At 55.3% G+C, this 22,643-nt stretch carries 15 protein-coding genes; 8 read left to right on the top strand and 7 right to left on the bottom strand.

From position 1 onward, the window contains the following. On the bottom strand, positions 1 to 1,067 hold a 1,067-nt coding region (gene glpA / locus DD606_RS08525; RefSeq protein WP_129258521.1), incomplete at its 3' end, for an anaerobic glycerol-3-phosphate dehydrogenase subunit A. A gap of 250 nt (positions 1,068 to 1,317) precedes the next feature. Between glpA and glpT the strand changes: the two genes are divergently transcribed. Together glpT and glpQ are read left to right on the top strand one after the other, a co-directional pair. Continuing rightward, the gene (glpT, locus tag DD606_RS08515; RefSeq protein WP_003859423.1) at positions 1,318 to 2,670 is read left to right on the top strand and encodes a glycerol-3-phosphate transporter; all 1,353 of its coding nucleotides are present in this window, start codon (positions 1,318 to 1,320) and stop codon (positions 2,668 to 2,670) included. 11 nt (positions 2,671 to 2,681) lie between these two features. After that, complete coding sequence (gene glpQ / locus DD606_RS08510) at positions 2,682 to 3,734, top strand: glycerophosphodiester phosphodiesterase (RefSeq protein WP_023324988.1); 1,053 nt, start codon at positions 2,682 to 2,684, stop codon at positions 3,732 to 3,734. 23 nt (positions 3,735 to 3,757) lie between these two features. Here the strand turns inward: glpQ and yfaE are convergent, their stop codons facing one another. The 4 genes from yfaE to ubiG all read right to left on the bottom strand — a co-directional run bounded on the left by yfaE (position 3,758) and on the right by ubiG (position 8,613). Then, entirely contained in the window at positions 3,758 to 4,012 is a 255-nt protein-coding gene (gene yfaE, locus DD606_RS08505) for a class I ribonucleotide reductase maintenance protein YfaE (RefSeq protein WP_023324987.1), read from the bottom strand. Then, positions 4,012 to 5,142, bottom strand: a complete 1,131-nt coding sequence (nrdB, locus tag DD606_RS08500; RefSeq protein ID WP_129258519.1) for a class Ia ribonucleoside-diphosphate reductase subunit beta — start codon at positions 5,140 to 5,142, stop codon at positions 4,012 to 4,014. Before nrdB ends, yfaE begins: the two co-directional genes overlap by 1 nt. Before the next feature lie 108 nt (positions 5,143 to 5,250). After that, positions 5,251 to 7,536, bottom strand: a complete 2,286-nt coding sequence (gene nrdA, locus DD606_RS08495; protein ID WP_003859415.1) for a class 1a ribonucleoside-diphosphate reductase subunit alpha — start codon at positions 7,534 to 7,536, stop codon at positions 5,251 to 5,253. A gap of 348 nt (positions 7,537 to 7,884) precedes the next feature. Next, entirely contained in the window at positions 7,885 to 8,613 is a 729-nt protein-coding gene (gene ubiG / locus DD606_RS08490) for a bifunctional 2-polyprenyl-6-hydroxyphenol methylase/3-demethylubiquinol 3-O-methyltransferase UbiG (RefSeq protein ID WP_003859413.1), read from the bottom strand. Between the two features lie 146 nt (positions 8,614 to 8,759). On the opposite strand from ubiG, the gene gyrA reads away from it, so the two are divergent. Both gyrA and rcsC read left to right on the top strand, forming a co-directional pair. After that, entirely contained in the window at positions 8,760 to 11,396 is a 2,637-nt protein-coding gene (gene gyrA, locus DD606_RS08485; RefSeq protein WP_015572288.1) for a DNA topoisomerase (ATP-hydrolyzing) subunit A, read from the top strand. A gap of 135 nt (positions 11,397 to 11,531) precedes the next feature. Next, a complete protein-coding gene (rcsC, locus tag DD606_RS08480; RefSeq protein WP_059356627.1) occupies positions 11,532 to 14,378 on the top strand; it encodes a two-component system sensor histidine kinase RcsC in 2,847 nt (948 codons plus the stop codon). 111 nt (positions 14,379 to 14,489) lie between these two features. On the opposite strand, the gene rcsB is transcribed toward rcsC, so the two are convergent. Together rcsB and rcsD are read right to left on the bottom strand one after the other, a co-directional pair. Then, on the bottom strand, positions 14,490 to 15,140 hold the full coding sequence (rcsB, locus tag DD606_RS08475) for a response regulator transcription factor RcsB (protein WP_003859405.1): 651 nt from the start codon (positions 15,138 to 15,140) through the stop codon (positions 14,490 to 14,492). A gap of 16 nt (positions 15,141 to 15,156) precedes the next feature. Then, complete coding sequence (gene rcsD, locus DD606_RS08470; protein ID WP_003859403.1) at positions 15,157 to 17,829, bottom strand: phosphotransferase RcsD; 2,673 nt, start codon at positions 17,827 to 17,829, stop codon at positions 15,157 to 15,159. A gap of 743 nt (positions 17,830 to 18,572) precedes the next feature. On the opposite strand from rcsD, the gene DD606_RS08465 reads away from it, so the two are divergent. The 4 genes from DD606_RS08465 (at position 18,573) to alkB (ending at position 22,618) form a co-directional block, all read left to right on the top strand. Next, positions 18,573 to 19,667 carry a porin OmpC gene (locus tag DD606_RS08465; protein ID WP_003859401.1) on the top strand — a complete coding sequence of 365 codons (1,095 nt, stop codon included), beginning with the start codon at positions 18,573 to 18,575 and terminating at the stop codon, positions 19,665 to 19,667. 114 nt (positions 19,668 to 19,781) lie between these two features. Next, entirely contained in the window at positions 19,782 to 20,837 is a 1,056-nt protein-coding gene (gene apbE, locus DD606_RS08460; protein WP_003859399.1) for an FAD:protein FMN transferase ApbE, read from the top strand. A gap of 72 nt (positions 20,838 to 20,909) precedes the next feature. After that, positions 20,910 to 21,968, top strand: coding sequence for a bifunctional DNA-binding transcriptional regulator/O6-methylguanine-DNA methyltransferase Ada (ada, locus tag DD606_RS08455; RefSeq protein WP_049126144.1), 1,059 nt, complete (start codon positions 20,910 to 20,912; stop codon positions 21,966 to 21,968). Then, positions 21,968 to 22,618 carry a DNA oxidative demethylase AlkB gene (alkB, locus tag DD606_RS08450; protein ID WP_045343033.1) on the top strand — a complete coding sequence of 217 codons (651 nt, stop codon included), beginning with the start codon at positions 21,968 to 21,970 and terminating at the stop codon, positions 22,616 to 22,618. Before ada ends, alkB begins: the two co-directional genes overlap by 1 nt. Positions 22,619 to 22,643 lie beyond the last annotated feature (25 nt).

Genomic DNA, 22,643 nt, shown 5'->3' with positions numbered 1-22,643 from the left:
ATCAGCTTGCCGCCGGTAATGGTGATAAACCCGTCCATGCCGTCGCGTTCGGCGTGATCGAGCAGCACGATGCCGCGGCTGACGTTACGCCCGCTCGGATCGTTATCGCTGGCGACGAGGGGACGCACGCCCGCGTAGGCACGCAGAATACGCGTCTGCGCCATCACCGGGGCCAGCTTTTCCCCTTCGCGCAGCAGGATATCCACCTCTTCAGCGGTGACGCGGTTGTAATCAATTTCGCTGTAGTCCACATGCATTGAGGTCGTGCCGATTAACGAAATGGTGTCCCCCGGCACGAGGATATCGGCGTCAGACGGTTTACGGCAGCGGTTGATGACATGGTTATTGATGCGGTGGTCGAGGATCAGCAGCGAGCCTTTCGCCGGGAACATGCGCACCGACAGGTCCGCGTATTCCGCGATGCGCTGGCCCCAGATCCCCGCCGCGTTGACCACGACGGCGGCATACAGCTCGCGGTGTTCGTTGTACTGCGCATCAAACACGCGCACTCCGCGCACGGTATTCCCTTCGCGAATAAGCCCGGTGACGTGATGCCCGGTCAGGATCTGGGCGCCATGTTCCCGCGCGTCGAGCATATTGGCGGCGGTCAGGCGGAAAGGATCAACGGTTCCGTCCGGTACTTTTACCGCGCCCAGTAACGCCGGGTTTACCGAGGGTTCAAGACGGCGCGCCTGCGCAGGATCGATCGCCTCGGCCTGAATGCCTGCCGCCGTGCAGGCGGTGATAAAGGTTTGCTGAAAGCCGAGGTCGTCTTCTGGAAGGGTGATAAAAAGACCGTTGGTCGGTTCAACGCAGTGGCGGGCGATGCGCCTGAGGATCTGGTTTTCAGCGATACACTCGCGCGCTGACTCAGCGTCAGTGACCGCATAGCGGGCGCCGCTGTGCAACAGACCGTGGTTACGTCCCGTCGCGCCGGTGGCGATATCGTGGCGTTCCAGAAGCGTGACGCTCAATCCCCGCAGGGCGCAGTCGCGTGCGATGCCGGCACCCGTCGCGCCACCGCCAATGATAATCACATCGCTGAAGCGTGGATCGTGAATTGTCATTGCCTTTCCTCTATGTTCGTTTTTTTGCATTTAGCCACATTGATCGTGTGGTTTGTTTGATTTCGAACATAAACGCGCGAAATTCGAAAGTGAAACGTGATTTCATGCGCTTTTTTGCGCATTCTGTCATATTTCTGTAACAATCTGTGCGTTGATTCACAGTAACATTCACCGTGATTTCTTAACATCGCCGCCTCTGTAGCCGGGCGCGAGATGCCCGGTCATTTTTTGAAAGGCCACGGAGGCTGTTATGCTCAGTATCTTTAAACCTGCGCCACATCGGGCGCGACTGCCAGAGGCAGAGATTGATCCTCTCTACCGCCGTCTGCGTTGGCAAATCTTCCTCGGGATCTTCTTCGGGTATGCGGCGTACTATCTGGTACGTAAAAACTTTGCGCTCGCCATGCCGTACCTGGTGGAGCAGGGCTTCTCTCGCGGCGATCTGGGATTTGCGCTGTCGGGGATCTCCATCGCGTACGGTTTTTCAAAGTTCATTATGGGGTCGGTGTCGGATCGTTCGAATCCGCGCGTGTTCCTGCCCGCCGGTCTGATCCTCGCGGCAGCGGTGATGCTGTTCATGGGCTTTGTGCCGTGGGCGACCTCAAGCATTGCCATCATGTTCGTGCTGCTGTTCCTCTGCGGCTGGTTCCAGGGGATGGGATGGCCGCCATGCGGACGCACCATGGTTCACTGGTGGTCACAGAAAGAGCGTGGTGGAATTGTATCGGTCTGGAACTGTGCGCATAACGTCGGGGGCGGGCTTCCGCCGCTGCTGTTCCTGCTGGGGATGGCCTGGTTCAACGACTGGCACGCGGCGCTCTATATGCCTGCCTTTGGCGCCATTCTGGTGGCGATTATCGCCTTCGCTCTGATGCGCGACACCCCACAGTCCTGCGGCCTGCCGCCGATTGAAGAGTACAAAAATGACTATCCGGATGATTACAGCGAGAAGCACGAAGAAGAGCTGACCGCGAAGCAAATCTTCATGAAGTACGTGCTGCCGAACAAGCTGCTGTGGTACATCGCGGTGGCGAACGTGTTTGTCTACCTGCTGCGTTACGGCATCCTCGACTGGTCCCCGACTTACCTGAAAGAGGTGAAGCATTTCGCGCTGGATAAATCTTCCTGGGCCTATTTCCTGTATGAATACGCGGGCATTCCCGGCACGCTGATCTGCGGCTGGATGTCGGACAAAGTGTTTAAGGGCAACCGTGGGGCAACGGGCGTGTTCTTTATGACGCTGGTGACCATCGCGACGGTCGTTTACTGGCTTAACCCGCCGGGTAATCCGGGTGTGGATATGGCCTGTATGATCGTCATCGGCTTCCTGATTTATGGTCCGGTTATGCTGATCGGCCTGCACGCGCTGGAGCTGGCACCGAAGAAAGCGGCAGGCACGGCTGCGGGCTTTACCGGTCTGTTCGGCTATCTCGGCGGTTCGGTCGCGGCGAGCGCCATTGTGGGCTATACCGTTGACTTCTTCGGCTGGGACGGCGGCTTTATGGTGATGATCGGCGGAAGCGTGCTGGCGGTACTGCTGCTGGTTGTTGTGATGATTGGTGAAAAACGTCACCACGCCGAAGTGCTGGCGCGTCGTCAATAAGGAGCATTGCGATGAAATTAACTCAGTTAGCAACCGGCCTGCTGCTGGCGGGCCTGATGACAGGCTCCGCGCTGGCGGCAGATAAGATCGTGATCGCCCACCGTGGCGCCAGCGGTTATCTGCCGGAGCATACGCTGCCGGCAAAAGCGATGGCCTATGCCCAGGGCGCGGATTATCTGGAGCAGGATCTGGTGATGACGAAGGACGACCAGCTGGTCGTCCTGCACGACCATTATCTTGACCGCGTGACGGACGTGGCAGAGCGTTTCCCGGATCGCGCCCGTAAAGATGGTCGCTACTACGCTATCGACTTCACGCTGGCGGAGATCCGCTCCCTGAAGTTCACCGAAGGCTTCGAGATTGAAAACGGCAAGAAGGTGCAGGTCTATCCGGGACGTTTCCCGATGGGCAAATCTGACTTCCGGATCCATACCTTCCAGGAAGAGATTGAGTTTGTTCAGGGACTGAACCACTCCACCGGTAAAAACATCGGCATCTACCCGGAAATCAAAGCCCCATGGTTCCACCATCAGGAAGGGAAGGACATTGCCGCGAAGACGCTGGAGGTACTGAAAAAGTACGGCTACACCAGCAAGCAGGATAAGGTTTTCCTGCAGTGTTTTGACGCCGCCGAGCTGAAGCGCATCAAAACCGAGCTGGAGCCGAAGATGGGGATGGATCTCAATCTGGTGCAGCTGATTGCCTATACCGACTGGAATGAAACCCAGGAGAAACAGCCGGACGGGAAGTGGATGAATTACAGCTACGACTGGATGTTCAAGCCGGGCGCGATGAAGCAGATTGCGCAGTACGCTGACGGCATCGGGCCGGATTACCACATGCTGGTGGCGGAAGGCTCAACGCCTGGCCACGTGAAGCTGACGGCGATGGTGAAAGAGGCGCACGCCAGCAAGATGCAGGTGCATCCGTACACGGTGCGTGCCGATCAGCTGCCGCCATATGCCACCGATGTGAATCAGCTTTACGAGGTGTTGTATAAGCAGGCGGACGTGGACGGGCTGTTTACGGATTTCCCGGATAAAGCGGTGACGTTCTTAAAATAGAAAAAGGGCCGTAAGGCCCTTTTTTACATCTCGATCTCAATATCGCCTTTTGCCCGGCAGCAGCAGGGCAAAATTTCCCCTTCATTGATAAAGGCCAGCGGTTCGGTCAGCCAGTCCACCTGGCCTGCGACCAGACGGCAGCGGCACGAACCGCAATAGCCTTCACGACACTGGTACTCTACCTCCACCTGATGCGCTTCAAGCGCCACCAGCAGAGAAGGATGCTCTTCCTGGCACAACACCTCTGTACCAGAAAGGCTCAGCGTTACGCGGCTCATCAGAGCTGGAAGTCGCTCAGGTCGTCGGTGTTGACTTCAGAATCAATCTGACCGACCAGATAAGAACTCACTTCCACTTCCTGCGGCGCAACCTGCACGTTATCGGACACCAGCCAGGTATTGATCCACGGAATTGGGTTAGAGCGCGTCTGGAATGGCAGATCGAGACCCACAGCCTGCATGCGGATGTTAGTGATGTACTCCACGTACTGGCACAGAATGTCTTTGTTCAGGCCAATCATGGAGCCGTCGCGGAACAGGTAGTCTGCCCACTCTTTCTCCTGCTGGGCGGCCTGCAAGAACAGGTTGTAGCACTCCTGTTTGCACTCTTCGGCGATTTCCGCCATCTCCGGGTCGTCCGCACCGCTGCGCAGCAGGTTCAGCATGTGCTGGGTACCGGTCAGGTGCAGGGCTTCGTCACGGGCGATCAGACGGATAATTTTGGCGTTACCTTCCATCAGCTTGCGCTCGGCAAACGCGAAGGAGCAGGCGAAGCTCACGTAGAAGCGGATTGCTTCCAGCGCGTTGACGCTCATCAGGCACAGATAGAGCTGCTTTTTCAGGGCCCGCAGGTTTACGGTAACGGTTTTGCCGTTCACGTTATGCGTGCCTTCGCCCAGCAGATGCCAGTAGCTGGTCATCTCGATCAGCTCGTCGTAGTAGTGCGCAATGCCTTCGGCGCGCTTCTGGATCTGTTCGTTGGTGACGATATCGTCAAACACCACCGCCGGATCGTTCACAATGTTGCGGATGATGTGGGTGTAAGAGCGGGAGTGGATCGTCTCGGAGAACGCCCAGGTTTCTACCCAGGTTTCCAGCTCAGGAATCGAGATTAGCGGCAGCAGCGCCACGTTCGGACTACGTCCCTGAATAGAGTCCAGCAGCGTCTGGTACTTCAGGTTGCTGAGGAAGATGTGCTTTTCGTGTTCCGGCAGCGCCTGGAAATCGATACGGTCGCGGGAAACGTCAACTTCTTCCGGACGCCAGAAGAAGGAGAGTTGCTTTTCAATCAGCTTTTCGAAGATGTCATATTTTTGCTGATCGTAGCGTGCCACGTTGACCGGCTGGCCGAAGAACATCGGCTCTTTGAGCTGGTCGTTTTTCGTCTGTGAAAAGGTGGTATATGCCATTGCGGTGAGTCCTGTGGTGTTATTTCCCCTCACCCCGGCCCTCTCCCACAGGGAGAGGGGGAAAGAGTTCCCTCTCCCTGTGGGAGAGGGTTAGGGTGAGGGAATTTATTAGATCTTACATGCGCCGCTTTCGCAGCCATCGTCCTGAATTGACGGCGCCAGGTCGTCCTGGGCGTCTTCCGCACCATCACGGGTGTTGTGATAGTACAGCGTTTTCACGCCAAATTTGTAGGCGGTCAGCAGGTCTTTCAACAGCTGCTGCATCGGTACCTTGCCGGACGGGAAGCGCGTCGGGTCGTAGTTGGTATTGGCAGAGATCGACTGGTCGATAAACTTCTGCATGATACCCACCAGTTGGAGGTAGCCGTCGTTGTTTGGCATTTCCCACAGCAGCTCGTAGTTGTCACCCAGCGTTTCGTAATCCGGTACCACCTGACGCAGCACGCCGTCTTTCGACGCTTTAATGCTGACGTGCCCGCGCGGTGGCTCAATACCGTTAGTGGCGTTGGAGATCTGCGAAGAGGTCTCGGACGGCATCAGGGCAGAGAGCGTGGAGTTACGCAGGCCGTGAGTCTTGATGGACTCGCGCAGGCCTTCCCAGTCGAGGTGCAGCGGCTCGCTGACGATCGCATCCAGGTCTTTCTTGTAAGTGTCGATTGGCAGAATGCCTTTCGCGTAGGTGGTTTCGTTGAACCACGGGCACGCGCCTTGCTCTTTCGCCAGCTCGTTGGACGCTTTCATCAGGTAGTACTGAATCGCTTCGAACGTCTGGTGCGTCAGGTTGTTGGCGCTGCCGTCGGAGTAACGCTTGCCGTTTTTCGCCAGCCAGTAGGCGAAGTTGATTACGCCGATACCCAGGGTACGACGCCCCATCGCACCGCGTTTCGCGGCCGGGATTGGGTAATCCTGGTAGTCCAGCAGGGCGTCGAGGGCACGAACAGCCAGCACCGCCAGCTCTTCCAGCTCGTCCAGGCTCTTAATCGCACCCAGGTTGAACGCAGAGAGCGTACACAGCGCGATTTCGCCGTTTTCGTCGTTCACATCGTCCAGCGGTTTGGTCGGCAGGGCGATCTCCAGGCACAGGTTGGACTGGCGCACTGGGGCAACCACCGGATCGAACGGGCTGTGGGTGTTGCAGTGGTCAACGTTCTGGATGTAGATACGGCCGGTAGAAGCACGTTCCTGCATCATCAGGGAGAACAGATCGACCGCCTTCACGCGCTGCTTACGGATGCTGTCGTCTTTTTCATATTTGGTGTACAGACGCTCGAACTCATCCTGATCGGCGAAGAACGCGTCATACAGGCCCGGGACGTCGGATGGGCTGAACAGGGTGATGTCTTCCCCTTTCAGCAGGCGGGTGTACATCAGCTTGTTGATCTGCACGCCGTAGTCCATGTGACGCACGCGGTTGCCTTCCACGCCGCGGTTGTTCTTCAGAACCAGCAGGCTTTCCACTTCCAGGTGCCACATCGGGTAGAACAGGGTCGCAGCGCCACCGCGCACGCCGCCCTGAGAGCAGGATTTTACTGCCGTCTGGAAGTGCTTGTAGAACGGGATACAGCCGGTGTGGAACGCTTCACCGCCGCGGATTGGACTGCCAAGCGCACGGATACGACCGGCGTTGATGCCGATACCGGCACGCTGGGAAACGTATTTCACGATGGCGCTGGAGGTCGCGTTGATGGAATCCAGGCTGTCACCGCACTCGATCAGCACGCAGGAGCTGAATTGACGGGTAGGGGTGCGCACGCCAGACATGATTGGCGTAGGCAGAGAAATCTTGAACGTCGACACCGCATCGTAGAAACGCTTCACGTAGTCCAGACGGGTTTCGCGTGGATAATTAGAGAACAGGCAGGCGGCCACCAGAATATAGAGGAACTGGGCGCTTTCGTAGATCTCACCGGTTACACGGTTCTGAACCAGGTATTTGCCTTCGAGCTGCTTCACCGCCGCGTAGGAGAAGTTCATGTCGCGCCAGTGATCGATAAACCCGTTCATCTGCTCGAACTCTTCTTCCGTATAGTCTTCCAGCAGATGCGTGTCGTATTTGCCCAGCTCAACCATTTTCACTACGTGATCGTAAAGCTTCGGCGGCTCGAACTGACCGTAGGCTTTTTTACGCAGGTGGAAAATCGCCAGACGCGCAGCGAGGTACTGATAATCCGGTGCGTCGCGGGAGATCAGATCTGCCGCTGCTTTGATAATGGTTTCGTGGATATCAGACGTTTTGATGCCGTCGTAGAACTGAATGTGAGAACGCAGTTCAACCTGGGAGATAGATACGTTGTTCAGTCCTTCTGCTGCCCAGTCGAGAACTCGATGGATTTTGTCCAGATTGATACGCTCGGTGGTACCGTCGCGCTTTGTCACCAGCAGACTCTGATTCATGTGGGTTTTTACCTGTCCGTGAAATAAAAAATATCCCCCGCTTATCCACAGACCCGTCTTGTGACTAACTCTGTGGATAAATACTACATATAGGGGTTTTGCGATAAGAAGAACGCTATATGGTGAGTATTCTAGTAAGGATTCTTTTCAGTACAAGGGTTGATTTTGACGTTAAATTGAGGTTGTGAAAGGGTAAAAAAGGCTAAGTCCTCGTGCCGTAAGGCCTGGAAGAGATGTCAATAATTAAGAAAAAAAATTCAAAATTTGATCGAGTGCTGATTTCTTCAACGGGAGGTCAGAATTGCGCAACATGATGTCGCGCAATCTTTATAAGAATAACGAATGACGTTAGTCGTTTTTGGCGGTTGTGTGCAACATATAGTTAACATCCACACCTGGGGCAAGTTTGAATTTATCCGTCAACGGGTTGTAGTGCAGGCCCGTCATGTGCTGCTCCTTAAGCCATGTCTGGTCAACCCAGCCCAGCAGTTCGGCAGGCTTGATGAACTTCTTCACGTCGTGCGTCCCTTTCGGCACCATGCGCAGCACATATTCCGCGCCTACCACGGCCATCAGCCAGGCTTTGCCGTTGCGGTTGATGGTCGAGAAGAAGACCTGTCCACCCGGTTTCACCAGGTTTGCACAGGCGCTGACGACCGACTGCGGATCGGGAACGTGCTCCAGCATCTCCATGCAGGTCACCACGTCATACTGGTGCGCATGTTTTGCCGCGTGCTCTTCCACGGTTTCCTGAACGTATTCTACCTGTATGCCGGACTCCAGCGCATGAAGACGCGCAACCTGTAGAGGTTCGAAGCCCATGTCCAGACCGGTGACGGTGGCCCCTTCACGCGCCATACTTTCCGCCAGGATGCCGCCGCCGCAGCCGACGTCGAGCACTTTCTTACCGAACAGACCGCCGGAACGCTCCGCGATATAGCCCAGACGCAGCGGGTTAATACGATGCAGAGGTTTGAACTCACCTTCGAGATCCCACCAGCGGGACGCCACCGCTTCAAATTTGGCAATCTCTTCGTGGTCAACGTTGTGAGCCACCGGGGATTTTTCGGCATTCATGGGCGCTTTTACTCCTTATTTAGCAAGACAAATGAGTATATCAGGCAATCCCTGTGAATAAAGCGTATAGGTTTACCTGTATCACCGCGGCTGTGTTATAATTTGCGACCTTTGAATCCGGGATACAGTAGAGGGATAGCGGTTAGATGAGCGACCTTGCGAGAGAAATTACACCGGTTAACATCGAGGAAGAGCTGAAAAGCTCCTATCTGGACTATGCGATGTCGGTCATTGTTGGCCGTGCGCTGCCGGACGTCCGCGATGGCCTGAAGCCGGTACACCGTCGCGTACTATACGCCATGAACGTATTGGGCAATGACTGGAATAAAGCCTACAAAAAATCTGCCCGTGTCGTTGGTGACGTAATCGGTAAATACCATCCTCATGGTGATTCCGCGGTGTACGACACCATTGTCCGTATGGCGCAGCCCTTCTCGCTGCGTTACATGCTGGTAGATGGTCAGGGTAACTTTGGTTCTATCGACGGCGACTCCGCCGCGGCAATGCGTTATACGGAAATCCGTCTGGCGAAGATTGCCCATGAGCTGATGGCTGACCTGGAAAAAGAGACGGTTGATTTCGTTGATAACTACGACGGCACGGAAAAAATTCCTGACGTCATGCCAACGAAGATCCCAAACCTGCTGGTGAACGGTTCGTCCGGTATCGCCGTCGGTATGGCAACCAACATTCCGCCGCACAATATCACGGAAGTGATCAACGGCTGCCTGGCCTACATTGACGATGAAGACATCAGCATTGAAGGGCTGATGGAACACATCCCGGGCCCGGACTTCCCGACGGCGGCAATCATCAATGGCCGTCGCGGTATTGAAGAAGCGTACCGTACCGGTCGCGGCAAGATTTACATCCGTGCCCGCGCCGAAGTGGAAGCGGACGCCAAAACCGGCCGTGAAACCATTATTGTTCACGAGATCCCGTATCAGGTGAACAAAGCGCGACTGATTGAAAAAATCGCCGAGCTGGTAAAAGAAAAACGCGTTGAAGGCATCAGCGCGCTGCGTGACGAGTCTGACAAAGACGGTATGCGCATCGTGATTGAAATCAAGCGCGACGCGGTGGGTGAAGTTGTGTTGAACAACCTTTACTCCCAGACTCAGCTTCAGGTCTCCTTCGGTATCAACATGGTTGCGCTGCACCATGGCCAGCCGAAGATCATGAACCTGAAAGAGATCCTGAGCGCGTTCGTGCGTCACCGCCGTGAAGTGGTGACTCGCCGTACCATCTTCGAACTGCGCAAAGCGCGCGACCGTGCCCATATCCTTGAAGCACTGGCCGTTGCGCTGGCGAACATCGACCCGATCATCGAGCTGATCCGCCGTGCGCCGACGCCAGCAGAAGCGAAGGCGTCGCTGGTTGCGCGTCCATGGGATCTGGGCAACGTGGCGGCGATGCTGGAACGTGCCGGCGATGACGCTGCGCGTCCTGAGTGGCTGGAGCCGGAATTCGGCGTGCGTGACGGTCAGTACTACCTGACTGAACAGCAGGCCCAGGCGATTCTGGATCTGCGTTTGCAGAAACTGACCGGCCTTGAGCATGAAAAACTGCTCGACGAGTACAAAGAGCTGCTGGAGCAGATTGCCGAGCTGCTGCATATCCTGGGTAGCGCAGAGCGCCTGATGGAAGTGATCCGTGAAGAGCTGGAGCTGGTTCGCGATCAGTTCGGCGATGAGCGTCGCACCGAAATCACGGCCAACAGCTCTGATATCAACATTGAAGATCTGATCAACCGCGAAGACGTGGTAGTGACGCTGTCTCACCAGGGCTACGTGAAGTATCAGCCGTTGACCGACTACGAAGCTCAGCGTCGGGGCGGTAAAGGCAAATCTGCGGCGCGTATTAAAGAAGAAGACTTCATTGATCGTCTGCTGGTGGCCAACACCCATGACACGATCCTCTGCTTCTCCAGCCGGGGCCGTCTGTACTGGATGAAAGTCTATCAGCTGCCGGAAGCAAGCCGTGGCGCGCGTGGACGTCCAATCGTCAACCTGCTGCCGCTGGAAGCGAACGAACGTATCACCGCCATACTGCCGGTACGCGAGTACGAAGAGGGCGTGAACGTCTTTATGGCGACCGCGAGCGGTACCGTGAAGAAAACCGCACTGACCGAGTTCAGCCGTCCACGTTCTGCCGGGATTATCGCGGTGAACCTGAACGAAGGCGACGAACTGATCGGCGTGGATCTGACGTCCGGTTCTGATGAAGTGATGCTCTTCTCTGCCGCCGGTAAAGTGGTGCGCTTTAAAGAGAACGCCGTGCGCGCAATGGGTCGTACGGCGACCGGCGTGCGTGGTATCAAGCTGGCGGGTGAAGACTCCGTTGTTTCCCTGATCGTTCCTCGTGGCGAAGGCGCAATCCTGACCGTCACCCAGAACGGCTACGGTAAACGTACGGCGGAAAGCGAATACCCGACCAAGTCTCGCGGCACGCAGGGCGTTATCTCCATCAAAGTGACCGAGCGCAACGGTTCCGTTGTTGGCGCGGTGCAGGTGGACGACGCGGACCAGATCATGATGATCACCGATGCCGGTACGCTGGTGCGTACCCGCGTGTCAGAGATCAGCGTGGTAGGTCGTAACACCCAGGGCGTTATCCTCATCCGCACTGCGGAAGATGAAAACGTCGTCGGTCTGCAACGCGTTGCTGAGCCGGTGGATGACGAAGAGCTTGACTCTATCGACGGCAGCGTCGCGGAAGGGGATGATGAAATCGCCCCGGAAGCGGACACCGATGATGAAGCAGCGGATGACGCTGACGAGTAACGTCTCCTGACGCATAAAGGGCCGGTTTCCGGCCCTTTTGTTTTGCGCAAGCAGACAAGTGAACGTTGCGACAAGCCGCGTTTACCGCTACCTTAACCACATTCTTTTTGACCCCGACGGCGGAGCCTCGCCCCTTTGAAATACCTCGTCTCCTTTCGTACCACGTTAAAAGTCTCCCGCTATCTGTTTCGGGCGCTTGCGCTACTGCTATGGTTGCTGGTGGCACTGCTCTCGGTGTTTTACATCGTTAACGCGTTACACCAGAAAGAAGCGGAGATCCGCCAGGAGTTTAATTTGAGCTCGGATCAGGCTCAGCGCTATATCCAGCGTACGTCTGACGTGATGAAAGAGCTTAAGTATATTGCTGAGAATCGACTGACGGCGGAGAACGGCATTCTTGCCATCCGCGGTCGGGATGAAAAAACCGAAGTGCCTGATTTCGAACCGCTCTTCCCGGATTCCGATTGTTCCGCCATGGGCAAAGCCTGGCGTGGTTCACTGGAGTCCCTGTCATGGTTTATGCGCTACTGGCGCGATAACTTCTCGGCCGCTTACGATCTGAACCGTGTCTACCTGATTAGCAACGAAAATCTCTGCATGGCGGATTTCGGCCTGCGGGATATGCCCGTCGAACGCGAAGACGCGCTGAAAAGCCTGCATGAGCGCATAGTGAAATACCGTAATGCGCCTCAGGAAGAGCGCGGGAACAACATCTTCTGGATAAGCCAGGGGCCGCGCATGGGGGTCGGCTATTTCTATGCCCTGACTCCGGTTTACCTCGGAAACCGCCTGCAAGCGCTGCTGGGGATTGAACAAACCATCCGCATGGAAAACTTCTTCACGCCGGGCAGTCTGCCGATGGGCGTGACCATTCTGGATGAAAACGGCCATCCGCTCATCTCCCTTACCGGGCCTGAAAACCGCCTGAAGGTGGAACCCAGCTGGATGCAGGAGCGGTCATGGTTTGGCTATACCTCCGGGTTCCGCGAGCTGGTGCTGAAGAAAAGTTTACCGCCATCGTCGCTGAGCATTGTCTACTCGCTGCCGGTGGACAAGGTCCTGGAGCGCATTCGCATCCTGATCCTTAACGCCATTTTGCTGAACATCGCGGTAGGCGTCGCGCTGTTTATGCTGGCGAGAATGTATGAGCGGCGGATCTTTATTCCGGCGGAGGCGGATGCTCAGCGTCTGGAGGAGCACGAGCAGTTTAACCGTAAAATTGTCGCCTCGGCACCGGTGGGGATCTGCATCCTGCGTACTCAGGACGGGACAAATATCCTCAGTAACGAGCTTGCCCATAACTACCTGAACATGCTAACGCATGAAGACCGTCAGCGGTTAACGCAGATCATCTGTGGGCAACAGGTTAACTTTGTGGATGTGCTGACCAGCACCCACACCAACCTGCAAATCAGCTTTGTCCATTCGCGCTACCGTAATGAAAACGTGGCGATTTGCGTGCTGGTGGACGTCTCTGCGCGCGTGAAAATGGAAGAGTCGTTGCAGGATATGGCGCAGGCGGCGGAGCAGGCCAGTCAGTCGAAATCGATGTTCCTCGCGACCGTCAGCCATGAGCTGCGTACGCCGCTGTACGGTATTATCGGTAACCTCGATCTGCTCCAGACCAAAGAGCTGCCGAAAGGGGTCGACCGGCTGGTGACGGCCATGAACAACTCGTCCAGCCTGCTGCTGAAAATCATCAGCGATATTCTCGACTTCTCTAAAATTGAATCCGAGCAGTTGAAAATAGAGCCGCGCGAGTTCTCCCCGCGCGAGGTGATGAACCATATCTGCGCTAACTATCTGCCGCTGGTGGTGCGTAAACAGCTTGGGCTGTACTGCTTTATCGAGCCGGATGTGCCCCTGACGCTGCATGGCGATCCGATGCGTCTGCAACAGGTCATCTCAAACCTGCTGAGCAACGCCATCAAATTCACCGATATCGGCTGTATTGTGCTGCACGTCTGTCGGGCAGGGGAGTACCTGACCATTCGCGTGCGCGACACGGGGGTGGGGATTCCGGCGAAAGAAGTTGTTCGCCTGTTCGATCCGTTCTTCCAGGTGGGAACCGGCGTCCAGCGTAATTTTCAGGGGACCGGGCTAGGTCTGGCGATTTGCGAGAAGCTTATCAGCATGATGGACGGGGATATCTCCGTCGATACTGAGCCGGGTATGGGCAGCCAGTTCACCATTCGTATTCCGCTCTATTCGGCGCATTATCCGGCGAAAACCACGGTCGACGGCCTGAGCGATAAGCACTGCTGGCTGGCGGTGCACAACGCCTCCTTACATGATTTCCTGACCTCAATGCTGGCCAGCAGCGGCGTGCGGGTTTCGCGCTACGAAGGCCAGACGCCGGGCGCGGATGACATGCTGATCACCGACGTTGAGCCGGAACAGGCGTGGGCGGGGCGCGGCGTGGTGATGTTCTGCCGCCGTCATATCGGTATTCCGCTTGAGCGTTCGCCTGGAGTATGGGTGCACAGCGTGGCGACACCGCACGAGCTGCTGGGCTTGCTGGCGCGCATTTACAGCGTGCAGCTTGAAGACAGCGACGGCGCCACCGTGCTGGCTTCCCCTGATGAGCTGGCGTCGGTGAACGACGATATGATGATTCTGGTCGTCGACGATCATCCGATTAACCGTCGTCTGCTCGCAGACCAGCTTGGCTCTCTGGGCTATCAGTGTAAAACGGCCAATGATGGCGTGGATGCCCTGAATGTCTTAAGTAAGAACCATATTGATATTGTGCTCAGCGATGTGAACATGCCTAACATGGACGGCTACCGTCTGACGCAGCGTATCCGGCAGCTGGGGCTGACGCTGCCGGTGGTGGGGGTGACAGCCAACGCGCTGGCGGAGGAGAAGCAGCGCTGTCTGGAGTCGGGAATGGACAGCTGCCTGTCGAAGCCGGTCACGCTGGATGTACTGAAGCAGACGCTATCCGTCTATGCGGAGCGGGTACGAAAAGCGAGACAATAAAAAAGGCCCGAAAGGGCCTTTTTTATGTGCCCGGCGGCGCTGCGCTTGCGCGGGCCTGCGGGGTTTGTAGGCCGGGTAAGCGCGAGCGCCACCCGGCATAGACAGCGAGGATCAGTCTTTGTCCGTTGCGCTCAGCGTCACGGAAGAGAGATAGTTCAGCAGGGCGATATCGTTATCCACACCCAGCTTCATCATCGCGGATTTTTTCTGGCTACTGATGGTTTTAATACTGCGGTTCAGCTTCTTGGCGATTTCAGTGACCAGGAAACCTTCAGCGAACAGACGCAGAACTTCACTCTCTTTAGGCGAGAGACGCTTGTCGCCATAACCACCCGCGCTGATTTTTTCAAGCAGGCGTGAGACGCTCTCAGGAGTGAATTTCTTCCCTTTCTGTAGCGCCGCCAGCGCTTTTGGCAGATCGGTAGGTGCGCCTTGTTTCAGTACAATCCCTTCAATATCGAGATCCAGAACGGCGCTCAGGATCGCCGGGTTATTGTTCATGGTCAGAACAATGATCGAAATGTCCGGGAAGTGGCGTTTAATGTATTTGATGAGCGTGATCCCATCACCGTATTTATCTCCAGGCATGGAGAGATCGGTAATGAGCACGTGCGCATCAAGTTTAGGCAGGTTGTTAATGAGGGCTGTGGAATCTTCAAATTCACCGACTACATTCACCCACTCGATCTGTTCAAGTGATTTGCGAATACCGAACAGTACAATCGGATGGTCATCGGCAATAATTACGTTCATATTGTTCATGTATAAGGCTACCTTGCTACAGCAAGCTCTTGACGTAAGCGTCAATGTCGCTGATGTATTTTTCAATGCCAGAGGCATCTTTCTCACGAATTAGATGTTCCAGCGTTTCACATAACTGCTTGCCGGGAACCAGATTAAGCATGGCAAACACCCCTTTAAGCCGGTGTGCTGTCTGTGCCAGCGCTGCAAAATCCTGCGCAGCGGACTCAGTATACAACCGCTTAACATCATCTGGTACTGTATCAACGAAGAGCGAATAATATCCGCTGGCATGGAGTTCGGCATTTTCATCGCCGCCTAACGGTGACTCCAGGATCTCTTCCTGCGCCAGATTCTCTTCAATCAGTTGTAATACAGCTTCCTGCATTGCATTGCTCATATTAAAGTTGACGCGCAGCTGCCCAGGGCCGATTTTCCGCACGCCTGGCTCATCATCGCTTAAAAGCAAGCCTGAGGCAGTAAGATTAGACGGATTATCAGTTAAAAATAGATCAAATTCTTGACTCGCGAGCCTTTCGTCCGGGGTAATGCAGGACGCACCCCAGTTTTCCAGCTGACGTACGACGATATTTCGGATCTCACTGGAGGTCACATCCACCATCACCACCACATCGTCCAGCAGACGCTCTTCATCCTCTTCCTGTGGATTCGCCGCCATTTTAACGTGTAAAGAGTAGCGGGTGCCGAGGGATTCGCGCGCCTTAATGTTCAGATGACCGCCCAGCTTACGCGCCAGCTGATCGCAAAGCCAGAAGGTGAGGGCATTCGCCTTACCGTAGTGGTCGCGCTGGGTATCGTTCAGGAACGGGAAGTGCAGGTTATCAATTTCGCTCACGGTCACGCCTTCACCCGTATCAAGGATGCGGAACGTCAGACGATCGTCGGTGGACTCATCGGTGCTGACTTCAAGGGTGATCTTGCCGATCTGCGTCGTGGTGACGGCATACTGAATCAACATCATCAGGATGCGACGCAGGGCATCGCGATCGCCATGACGTTCGTCGTTGGCCGGTAAATGGTTGTTGATCAGCAGCTGGAGTCCCTTGCGCTTGATCACCGGCAGGACTTCCGGCACCACCTCATCAATCAGGTCCTGGATGGAGAAGAGCGTAGGGGTGCCCTTCCAGATGTCATTCTCCAGCATGTTCGCAAGCTGGATTTCGTCCACCAGACGAACCAGTGAATCGGCCTGGCTGCTTAGCTGTCGGCTTTCTGGCGTGCTCAGATCAGCAATCTGCGTGGCGAGTGACTTCAACGGCTGTTTAAAGGCATCGCCAATATTTTGCATAAACGCGGCGCGGCCATGCTGGTTTTTCTCGTACAGTCTTTGCGCCTGCTTGAGCTTTTTATTCACCAGCACTTCGCGATCCTGATCGCGAATGATGAAGATTTGCGTGCGCGACGCGACCTGACTGCGGAACTGACGGATCTCATACAGTTCATTATTAATGGTGGCCTGGATGACACCCTGATGCTGGTCCGCCATGGCCGTAATATTTTGCAGGTTAAGATGCGGCAGAAGGTGATCGGCAATTTTATTGCTCATTACCGTGCGGTTTGCCTCCTGATCGTGAACGAGCACCCCAAGCGGCAGCACGGAAATAATCTCTTCATTCAGGGCACGAAGAATGCGCAGCTCGTTGCTGGTCCCGGCTGATACCGACGTCGAGTCGCTCTGGCGGCCCGACTGGAAACGGAAGGTGCTGTAACCAAACAGCGCCAGCGCCAGCAGGCCGATATTCAGCAGCAGCGGCAGCAGAATGTTTTGCAGAGTATCAAGCATCAGGGTGCCAAAAGGCACCTGCCACACCAGACGCATACCGGTTGAGTTGAGCGATGAGGCAATCTCAATCTTTGAGCCATTAAATGAGATCGCTACGCTGTCCGCGCCTTCTTTATCCGACGGCGAGCGCATATTTTGGGTGCTATTGTCTGGCTCCAGACGGAAGCTGTCCAGCGGCATATCCGGTGGGATGAGATCGTTAATCGGCAGGTCGAAGGCAACCACGGTCGCCAGATGGCCCGGCTGGTTAAAGGTGGTTCGCAGCGTAAAGTAGTGACCATTCTGCCAGGCAAGACGGCGTAATGACGAGAAACTTTCGCGCTCGTCCAGCGCGTTGGCCTGTTGCAGCATTTCTGCCCGACGGGAATCGACAATACTGCCAACGGTGGTCTCTTTAAAGCCCGACGAGAGATCCTTAAGCGGCAGGGTTGAGATCAGGATCATGCTGTTGTCCTGACCGTTCAGGTAATACATTGACCACGGTACGGTCTCGGCGCCCCACAGGGTGTCCAGATAGGAGGAGATCCGCTGCGTCATCTCAAGCGTTGCGCTGTCGTGCGAGCCGAAAATCAGGGCTTCCGTCTTGCGCTGCGGTTTTTCAAGGTAATACACATCCTGCTTAAGGCGCGTTTCCTGCAACCCTTCGCCTGATGAGGTGGCGGGCGCGGCAGCGATATTGTCGTAGATTTGCCAGGTCGCATAGCGCCACGTATCAATGCGCTTATGCACCGCATGGGTGATATCGACGATTTGATAGCTTTTATCTTTAAGCCAGGTGTTAACGGCGCTCTGGATCATCACTCCCATTGTGACTAACAGCACAACGATCAACAGAAGAAAGAAACGGGTGATGCTGCCCGGTAGAAGGGAGAATTTGCTCGGGGCGGTAGTTTCAGTCTGACTCATCGATGTGTTTAACCCGTAATGGCCGCGCGGTAATGGGATAGGGCAGTATAAAGGGTAATAACTGAATTTCCAGCGTCGTTATCGGTATAACCTTGACTTTTTATCCGGGTAACCGGCTTCAACGTCCCCGGGTGAAAGGTGTACAAAACCCCGTGAAATGTATAAATACGCCGTCGCACCGGCAGAAAAATAGCACGAATAAACAAGAAATTAATTTCGATAGCATAAAAACAATTAAGTGCAAGCCGTATTCGGGATTTAGTTAATAGTCGTTATCATTACCCAGCGGTAGCACATTAAATGTAGGTTGACGTAAAGAAAGGTAAAAAAAAACCGAATGCGAAGCATCCGGTTCAATTAGGGATAAACAGACATTCAGAACTGAATGACGGTAATAAATAAAGTTAATGATGATAGCGAGGGTTATTTTAGTGGTGTTGAAGGGAATTTTTTTGTCATTCAGTGCTGTACTGTTTTTTACGGCAATTTGCTGAATTTAATGCGATATATTTTTGTTTTGATTATCCGTGCTATATTTTTAAACTATTAATGCTCTGTAAAAGTTCCTCCAAATTTACAAATTGAAACATCTTGATGGTAAAGTGAAACATCTTCAAAGTTTTCGTATCATATTCCTGTTGGATTATTCTGCATTTTTGAGGAGAATGAACTTGCCGACTGGTTAAGAGGGTTGACCAGTAAGCAGTGGTAAATAATAAGGCATATAACAGAGGGTTAATAAAATGAAAGTTAAAGTACTGTCCCTCCTGGTACCAGCTCTGCTGGTGGCAGGCGCAGCAAATGCGGCTGAAATTTATAACAAAGACGGCAACAAATTAGATCTGTACGGTAAAGTGGATGGCCTGCACTATTTCTCTGATGACGACAGTGCAGACGGCGACCAGACCTACATGCGTCTGGGCTTCAAAGGCGAAACTCAGGTTAACGACCAGCTGACCGGTTACGGCCAGTGGGAATACCAGATCCAGGGTAACTCTGGTGAGAACGAAAACAACTCATGGACGCGTGTGGCGTTCGCAGGTCTGAAATTCGCTGATGCGGGTTCATTCGACTATGGTCGTAACTACGGCGTTGTTTACGATGTAACTTCCTGGACCGACGTTCTGCCGGAATTCGGCGGCGATACCTACGGTTCTGACAACTTCATGCAGCAGCGTGGTAACGGCTTCGCGACCTACCGTAACCAGGACTTCTTCGGTCTGGTTGATGGTCTGAACTTCGCGTTGCAGTACCAGGGTAAAAACGGCAGCGCAAGCGGCGAAGGCCAGACCAACAACGGTCGTGAGGCACTGCGTCAGAACGGTGATGGCTACGGCGGCTCTCTGACCTATGATCTGGGCGAAGGCTTCGCTATCGGTACGGCAGTCACCAGTTCTAAACGTACTGCTGACCAGAACGCTGCGGGCTACTACGGTGAAGGCGATCGCGCAGAGACTTACACCGGTGGTCTGAAATATGACGCGAACAACATCTACCTGGCTGCACAGTATACTCAGACTTACAACGCGACCCGTGCGGGCGACCTGGGCTGGGCTAACAAAGCGCAGAACTTCGAAGTGGTTGCGCAGTATCAGTTCGACTTCGGTCTGCGTCCATCCGTGGCATACCTGCAATCTAAAGGTAAGGACCTGGAAAACGGCTACGGCGACCAGGATCTGCTGAAATATGTTGATGTTGGCGCGACTTACTACTTCAACAAAAACATGTCCACCTACGTTGATTACAAAATCAACCTGGTTGATGAGAACGACTTCACTCGCGCAGCAGGTATCGGTACTGACGATATCGTCGCGCTGGGTCTGGTTTACCAGTTCTAATTGCTCATACAGCGACAAAGGGGCCAACAGGCCCCTTTTTTCATGCTTTTTTAGGGTCTTACAAATACGCTGTTTTAGTGTACTCTTGCCGCCCTGGCATGAGGATAATAACCAATGGATATGACTTTTTTACGCGCCAGCGTTCTGGCGACTTTTTTACTCCTGACCGCGTGTGACTCTTCCACACAGCCCGCAAAAATCGACGCACCCGCCGCGACGGTGCTGGAAGGGAAAACCATGGGGACCTTCTGGCGCGTCAGCGTGATGGATATTGATAAATCCCGCGCTGAAGAATTACGCGGTAAAATTCAGGCGCAGCTGGATGCCGACGATCAGCTACTCTCTACCTATAAAAATGACTCAGCGCTGATGCGTTTCAATCGCTCCAGCAGCACCTCGCTGTGGCCGGTGAGCGAAGCAATGGCCGATATCGTCACGGAAGCCATGCGCGTGGGCTACAAAACCAACGGCGCAATGGATGTGACCGTGGGGCCGCTCGTGAACCTGTGGGGATTTGGCCCCAACAAGCAGCCGGTGACTACACCCGATCAAGCCGCCATCGACGACGCCCGCGCGCGTACAGGGTTACAGCATCTGACGGTGATCTCCCAGTATGGTCAGCAATACCTGCAAAAAGATATTCCCGACCTGTTTGTGGATCTCTCCACGGTAGGCGAGGGGTATGCTGCGGATCATCTCGCGGCCCTGATGGCGCAGGAAGGCATTCCGCGTTATCTGGTTTCCGTCGGGGGCGCGCTCGTCAGCCGGGGCATGAACGCCAGCGGCAGGCCGTGGCGAGTGGCCATCCAAAAACCAACCGATCAGCAAAACGCGGTGCAGGCGATTGTCGACATCAACGGGCATGGTATCAGCACCTCCGGAAGCTACCGCAACTATTACGAGCTGGATGGCAAACGTATCTCGCACGTGATTGATCCGCAAACCGGACGCCCGATTACCCATAACCTGGTGTCCGTGACGGTGATAGCCCCAACCGCGCTGGAGGCGGATGCCTGGGATACCGGATTGATGGTGCTCGGCACGGAGAAGGCCAAAGAGGTAGTGCGTCAGGAAGGGCTGGCCGTCTATATGATCACTAAAGAGGCTGACGGATTTAAAACCTGGAGTTCGCCGCAGTTCAACAGCTTCCTGGTGAGCGAAAAAAATTAAAAAGCAAGGTTGCGGGTTTTTGTTCGGTGGCGTTCAGGCAAGCTGAGCGTATGCTTGTGAGAGGAGCCGATGATGAAAAACACAACCTATCTTACCGATGAGGATCGCTGGCAGGCCGTACTGGCCCGCGATCCGCGTGCGGATAACCAGTTTGTCTTTGCCGTGCAGACGACCGGCATTTATTGTCGTCCGTCCTGTCGCGCCCGCCACGCGCTGCGTAAAAATGTCTGCTTTTATCCTGATGCTCACCAGGCCGCGCAGGCGGGTTTCCGCCCCTGTAAGCGCTGTAGGCCGGACCAGGGCGACCCAATGGCACAGAAAAAGGCCAACATTGCGCTGGCCTGTCGACTGCTTGAACAGGATGCCTCGCTGAACCTGGAGGCACTGGCGCAGCAGGTTGCCATGAGTCCGTTCCATTTCCACCGCTTGTTTAAATCCGTCACCGGCATGACGCCGAAAGCATGGCAGCAGGCCGCGCGTGAACAACGCCTGCGCAGCCTGCTTGCACTGGGCGGTAAAATCACCGACGCCGTACTGGCCGCTGGCTTTCCGGACGGCAGCAGTTACTACCGTAAAGCCAACGGCGCGCTGGGCATGACGGCAAAACAGTACCGCAACGGAGAGGCTGCGGTCCGCTATGCCATCAGTGACTGCTCGCTGGGCCGCTGTCTGGTGGCGGAAAGCGAGCGCGGGATCTGCGCAATACTGCTGGGTGATGACGACGCCGGGCTGACGGCTGAGCTGCTGTCACTGTTTCCGCTTGCCGTCCGTGAACCGATGGAAGGCGCATTTGCCGGGCGTGTTCGTCAGGTGATTGCCTCTGTCGACAGCCGCGCGACGTCGCTGACGCTGCCGCTGGATATCCGGGGTACCGCCTTCCAGCAGCAGGTCTGGCAGGCGCTGCGGGCTATCCCCTGCGGTGAAACGGCAAGCTATCAGCAGGTGGCAAAGGCCATTGGTAAACCCAATGCCGTACGTGCCGTGGCGGGGGCCTGCGGTGCCAACAAACTGGCGATAGTCATCCCCTGTCACCGCGTGGTGCGTAACGACGGTGCGCTGTCGGGTTATCGCTGGGGCGCAGCGCGTAAGGTGCTATTGTTGAAACGTGAGGCGAACAACCCGGAGGAATAATGCTCGATCTTTTTGCTGATGCTGAACCCTGGCAGGAGTCGCTCGCGCCGGGGGCGACGATCCTGAGACGCTTCGCGCTTTCCCGCGCGGCGGCGCTGTTCGACGGCATTAAAGCCGTCACCACCCGTTCGCCGTTTCGCCATATGGTTACGCCAGGCGGGTATACCATGTCCGTGGCGATGACCAACTGCGGCGAACTGGGATGGGCGACGAATGAGCGGGGCTATGTATATGCCGCGTACGATCCGCTGACGGATCAGCCGTGGCCGCCGATGCCGGAGGCGTTTCAGGCGCTGTGTCATGATGCCGCCGTGGCGGCCGGCTATCCTGATTTTCGACCCGATGCCTGTCTTATTAACCGCTATGCCGTTGGGGCAAAGCTCTCCTTGCATCAGGATAAGGACGAGCCGGACCTGCGCGCGCCGATTGTCTCGGTATCCCTTGGGCTGCCCGCTGTCTTTCAGTTTGGCGGCCTGCGGCGCAACGACCCGCTCAAACGGCTGATGCTGGAGCATGGCGATGTGGTGGTCTGGGGCGGTGAATCACGGCTTTTTTATCACGGTATTCAGCCGCTTAAACCAGGCGATCACCCGGTGGCGGGGGCGTTTCGCTACAACCTCACGTTCCGCCAGGCAGCGTACAGAGAATAAAAATAAGAATTATTCTTGATGTGTG

Origin of the sequence: Enterobacter cloacae complex sp. GF14B, assembly GCF_004136805.1 — a bacterium.
In the GTDB taxonomy this organism is placed as follows: Bacteria; Pseudomonadota; Gammaproteobacteria; order Enterobacterales; family Enterobacteriaceae; genus Enterobacter; species Enterobacter hormaechei_C.
The sequence above is the reverse complement of the archived record's forward strand: the minus strand, read 5'-3'. Positions and strand labels throughout refer to the sequence as shown.